This window comes from Geitlerinema sp. CS-897 (assembly GCF_028368005.1).
Classification (GTDB): Bacteria; Cyanobacteriota; Cyanobacteriia; order Cyanobacteriales; family Geitlerinemataceae; genus Baaleninema; species Baaleninema simplex.
The window spans coordinates 1-4,641 of record NZ_JAQNCQ010000033.1; the positions used below are offsets into that span (position 1 = coordinate 1).

The 4,641-nt window shown below is 53.2% G+C and carries 3 protein-coding genes and 1 tRNA gene; 1 reads left to right on the top strand and 3 read right to left on the bottom strand.

Going from position 1 to position 4,641, the window contains the following annotated elements; genetic code table 11:
* Window positions 1–615: 615 nt before the first annotated feature.
* The 3 genes from POG22_RS01550 to POG22_RS01560 all read right to left on the bottom strand — a co-directional run bounded on the left by POG22_RS01550 (window position 616) and on the right by POG22_RS01560 (window position 4,024).
* A tRNA-Lys gene (locus POG22_RS01550) sits at window positions 616–687 on the bottom strand.
* 83 nt (window positions 688–770) lie between these two features.
* Window positions 771–1,643 carry an aldose epimerase family protein gene (locus POG22_RS01555; protein ID WP_498903229.1) on the bottom strand — a complete coding sequence of 291 codons (873 nt, stop codon included), beginning with the start codon at window positions 1,641–1,643 and terminating at the stop codon, window positions 771–773.
* 86 nt (window positions 1,644–1,729) lie between these two features.
* Window positions 1,730–4,024: a CapA family protein gene (locus POG22_RS01560; RefSeq protein WP_498903230.1), complete on the bottom strand. Its 2,295-nt coding sequence runs from the start codon at window positions 4,022–4,024 to the stop codon at window positions 1,730–1,732.
* 27 nt (window positions 4,025–4,051) lie between these two features.
* On the opposite strand from POG22_RS01560, the gene POG22_RS01565 reads away from it, so the two are divergent.
* Entirely contained in the window at window positions 4,052–4,285 is a 234-nt protein-coding gene (locus tag POG22_RS01565) for a hypothetical protein (protein ID WP_063714817.1), read from the top strand.
* Window positions 4,286–4,641: the final 356 nt, after the last annotated feature.

Here is a 4,641-nt window from a genome sequence, read left to right on the forward strand (position 1 = left end):
ATTTTCGGGTGAGGAACAGGTAACTAACCTCCTTAAAAACCTGGCATCGAAAGATGAGAACCGATGATTACTGAAGTTTGGCGGTTCCACAGGTCAAATAGCTCGTGTGGGTAAAAGCTTCAAGCGTCAAGCACGGAGACTCAGAATTTTTGAAGAACTCCACGCTCTCGGTCGGGCAGACTGGAACAGGTATCCCCCCTTAGCCCCCCTTGGTAAGGGGGGTTGGGGGGATGCGAAACGCGCCGGCGTGATGAAGATCTCTGGACATTTGGCTTACGGGTCAAATATGTAAGTCTTGTCGTTGAACCAAGAATCCCCACACCGTGATAGCTGGGGAGTGTCAATTGACATCGGTTTGTTGAAATCGGTTTGTGTCTCGTTCGTGCGATCCTCCATCCTTTTCCGATAAGCTGGGTTACAAGAAGTCTTCACCACATCCCCCCTTAGCTCCCCAAAGGAGAGGAGGGTTGGGGGGATGGAGGGGCTTGTCGGGTCGAGCAAAACCAGTATTTGCAATTCGGATTCTGTATGAGAGGTCGGAGACGAAATCTCTCCGAGCCACAAAAGACGCACCACGGCACGTCTTCCAAAAACTCTACACTCTTTCCTGAAAAATGGGTCGCCTGGGATTCGAACCCAGAACTAATCGGTTAAAAGCCGAGTACTCTACCGTTGAGTTAGCGACCCGGTGGCGTCCGGTTGTTTTGTTCAGACCTTTACTAGATTAGCACACTCGAGCGAAATTGCAAGGCTTTTTTCAAAAAAATTTTTCAAAGGGACTGGACTTGAAAGCGCACGAGCATTTCTAGGCTCGATCGCGGGTGGATGCGAATCAGTCGCTCTCCCGTGTTGATGGCGTTGCGAGGAGCGCTCCAGGGTTCGAGACAGTAATAGTCTTTGCCGCGTACCGTCCAGAAGACAAGGGTGGAAAAGGGGGTGTTGTACTCTAATTTGAGTTGAAGTCCCCGATCTTCGTCGTGAACGGTGGCGTTGTGGCTGTTGAGTTGGGAAAACGCCACGTCGATTTCGTCGCGATCGAAGTCGAACTCGCCGTGAAAGTCCTGTAAGGCACCGTCGAGTTGGTCCCAATACTGTTCGGAGGGGATGAGAAAGCGCAATTGAGATTTGTCGCGCACGAGAAAGTAGGGATGCAGCCCGGTGGAAAAGGGCAATACGCAATCTTCGCTGGGATTGGTGTAACGTTGGACGATTTCGAGCGTGTTGCCTTGGAGTTTGTAGGTAAAGGTGAGTTGAAACTCGAAGGGGTAAACCTCGCGAGTTCGATCGCTACTCGAAAGTTCGAGGGTGAGACTCGCGCAATCTTCGGTGTTGCGATCGCAGACGTTCCAGGGCAGATCCCGCGCGAAACCATGTTGTTTGAGGCTGTACGGTTTACCGTTGTAGGTGTAGCGGTTGTCGGGAAGGTTGCCGCAAATGGGGAAAAGAATCGGAATTCCTCCGCGAACGCTGAGTTCGGGATTGGCAAAACGGTCTTCGTCGAAATATAAAACGTCTCGATCGCCGACTCTCCATCTCGTGACGAGTCCGCCCCGTTCGGGAACGATTTCAATCTGGGAATTCGCGGTTCGATCGGAGAGGATATAGGTTTGATATTGTTTTTTTTGAGTTTCGATCGCGTACATGGATCGTATTTCACCCTTCACTACGCTGGCGATCGCACTGAGCCTCAAAACTCGACGGCGATCGAAGCGAACTTACGCTTTTCATACTACGACACGGTGGGAAATTGAGAAGTTGGCAGCGGGGCGCGAAATGGCACTCGAATTGCAGGAAGTTCGATATCGGCGTGACGCGATCGCTTTGAGATCTGTTTCTGCGTCGCGGCCACTTCAAAGGGTAACGTCGGTCGCTGCCATCCCACGGGTTCGGAAACCTCGTCCGTCTCCTCGAAGTTCTCAACGTCTTCCAACGTTTCAAAGCGATCGGCGTCTTCCCATTCGGGTTCGGAAAATTCCTCGGTCTCCTGAAACTCCCCGAATTCTTCACGGCTCTCGAAGGCTTCAACTTCATCGGAGGGGTTTGACTCGGGTTTGGAAAACTCGATCGCCTCGACCGCAGAACCGCGCATCAAGGTTTTGCCGAACTCCAGCAGGCTTTCGTGAGGAGTGGTCGCAGCGGGTGACGCGTCCTCGGAGGGTTCCCCAGCGGGGGCGACGAAGGGATCTTCGATAAACGAATCGTCAGTGTTGAAGGTCTCGTTTGTGTCGGCGGACGGCAGATCGGGAAGCGAGCGATCGAAAGGCCAAGACGGTTTCGGTAACGGGGTTTCTGGGTCGAACGCGGGTTCGGGAGATGCCGAACGGCGTTTGTTGAGGGTGACGGGTTGGGTTAAGGGGCGATCGAAGGGACTCGAGACCACTTCCAACCGTTCGAGTATCTCCCGATGGCGATCGCCTCGGGCTAAATACGGGCGATCGCCGTAAGTTTCGACGGGTAACAGTTCCACCGTCATCTTATCTTTCGTCAGAGACACGTCGAGCAGGGCGGCGGCGGTTCCCTCGCCCGAGGTCAAATCCCCCAACGCGTAAACGATGGGACGGTCTCGGTAGAGTTCTGCTCCTTGGAGAACGCGGGGATGGTGTCCGACGATGAGATCGGCACCGTTGTCGATGGCGAACCGAGCCAGTTCGATTTGCCAGGAGGCGGGATAGCTGGCGAGTTCTGCGCCCCAGTGGAAGTTGACGACGACCCAATCGACCTCGTCGCGCACGGCTTGAATATCTCGAGCGATATGGGTTTCTTCGCCGGAGTTCGTACCGGGACGCCCGGAACTGGCGGTGTACAGATCGCCAATGCTATAGCCAAAGTAGGCGATCCGCTGACCTTCGATCTCGAGAATTTTCGGACGACGGGCTTCGGTGAGGGTGCGTCCGGCGCCGATGTGGTGAATGTCGGCTGCGTCGAGGGTTTTGAGGGTGTCGTCCAAGCCGAGGATGTGGTAGTCCATCACGCGATCGTTGGCCAGGTTGACCACGTCGATTCCAGCTTGGCGGAGGGCTTCGACGGCTTCGGGGGCTGCTTTGCGGTTGTCGGCTTTCGGGCGAGGTGTGTCGGCGTTCGTCAGGGGCAGGTTGAGGTTGATGGTGGCAACGTCGGCGTTTTGAAAGCCTTCGAGATCGGTTAAGATGCCGGGATCGTCCGGATCGAAGTGGGACAGGTCTACATCGCCGCCGAAGGTGAGGCGAACGGCAGCATCGCCGGGATGTTGTGGGGCGTGGCGATCGATTTCGATTTCTTCGAGGGCGGCTTGGATGCGATCGAGGGACTTTGTTGGGGGGGCGATCGCTTCGGTGGAAGCAATCTGGGGTAGTTTCGGCAACAGCGGCGGTAAATCTTGATAGCTCATCCAACAGCCAAAGCTGAAGGCAGCGGCGGCGGTTCCTGCCAGTAAGAGCATTCGCAAGGCTTTGTAGCTGCGAGCGAGCCAGCGTTTGACGGAGTGGAAGGCGTTGAGGGAAGAACGATGTTCTCGTCGTCGTTGGTTGGGGGTGACGATGCGAACGGACTGTTTCCAGAGGATTTCGGTTTGTCCGGCGAAGTGGGCGATGATGTGAACTCCTCGAATCGCGTCGGAGTTGAGTTTCCAAACGTGATGGCAAATGGCACGCACGAGGCGTTTTTGCCATAGGGCATCCATCGGCAGCGGCGGAACTTCGACTTGAATGCGGACACATCCGGCTGAGGCTGCACCGACGCGGGCGTAGATTCCTTCGGGGATGAGGTGGCTGTTGAGCCAATAAGCGATCGCGTGGAAGTTGCCCGTTCGGGCGAGTTCGACGAGCGACGGCTGCAAACTCACCTCTGCAATCATGTTTCTGTTATCCTCAACGACGATTTCGATCGATTGTACTCTTAGGTTTTCCCGTTTTAGGGGAATTGCGGTCAATTCTTCACGGATTCGAGTGCGACTGCTAAATTTGACAAGTTTGTCAGCGATCGCGATCGCAATTTCGATCGATTTCGATCGGTTGTCGGTGTGCGATCGCACGCCATACTGGGTCAAAGGGTGTATTTGACCGATCGGCTAATCATGATTCAAACCTTAGTCAAGTCTGCTTATCAGACAGGGTGCTTGAGCGTTGCCTCTGAAGCCGCGATCTCTCAATTTTTGCAGTACAGGGCTTATCAAGCTTCCGATCTCGACGCGCTGCGTCGTCTTCGGTTCGCGATCGAGGCAGGACAAATCGAACGTGAAGCCCCGCAACAGTTCGTATTGTTTCCTCTGTTAAAAACACAACCCATTTCTGTTATCGCTTCGCGGTAGGGTTCGATCCCTCATATCTCACGAAGTTAGGTTACATTGTTAGGCTAAGTGGAATTCTCCCAATATTTCCCAGATAAATTCACTTAGGTTTATCTGGGATTTTCCATTTTTAGAATTTGCTGTTGTTTTGTAAAAACCTGAGTATGGAGTCGGTTAGGTTGAGCGATCGCGACACCCAATAGCAGCTAGATAAAGTATAAAATCTCGCATTCAATCGGGGTGCATCTCACTTTCGTAAAAACACAAAAATCATGGTAAAATAATATGAGTAGATATATCTAAAAAATTTCAAAATGAACTTAAACTCCGAAGAACGAGAAAAGCTACAAGAACATCTCAAAGCGGTGGCTGACATC

Bases quoted from the DNA above. Each gene is read 5' to 3' on its own strand.
- POG22_RS01565 (WP_063714817.1), top strand. From the start codon at position 4,052: ATGATTCAAACCTTAGTCAAGTCTGCTTATCAGACAGGGTGCTTGAGC.
- POG22_RS01555 (WP_498903229.1), bottom strand. From the start codon at position 1,643: ATGTACGCGATCGAAACTCAAAAAAAACAATATCAAACCTATATCCTC.